1 protein-coding gene is annotated in these 465 nt (G+C 44.9%); it reads right to left on the reverse strand.

Annotated features, from left to right (window positions below):
• Positions 1–465: hypothetical protein (locus JUI58_RS00250; protein WP_204101754.1), on the reverse strand; the 465-nt coding region annotated here is incomplete at both ends.

Below are 465 nucleotides of genomic sequence, written 5' to 3' on the forward strand. Positions count from 1 at the left end.
CCGTCGTGAAGGTATAAGCATCGCGATCGCTTGTCGGTAAACCCACATGATCATTAACCGTGATCCGTTGACCCCCAATCTGTCCCAAATTCCGAGTTTTTGACAGTAAACTACCCGCTTCATCCAAATTGAAGACAATATCGTAGGTCTCTGACACTTTAGCCGGGTTAGTGATTTTCACTTCAGTAGTATAACCACCTTGGGAAAGATCATGAAATGCCAGATGATTACCACTGGTGACATTTGGTGAAATTGTAGAACCGTTATCATGCTTCAAAACAATTTCATAATCGCCAGGCTGGAGATTGGGATTGGTGAGCGCCAATTCTAGAGTTCCCTTATTAGTGCTGCCAAAATGCTCCATACCGATGCCAAAGCGATATTTAGAATCACCTTGGTCTGAATAAACGTGCCGCCCAGCCGGAACCCGGATCGTCTCTAGATTCAGAACAAGCTGGTAGTTTG

It is taken from the genome of Spirulina sp. CCY15215 (assembly GCF_016888125.1).
GTDB lineage: Bacteria > Cyanobacteriota > Cyanobacteriia > Cyanobacteriales > Spirulinaceae > CCY15215.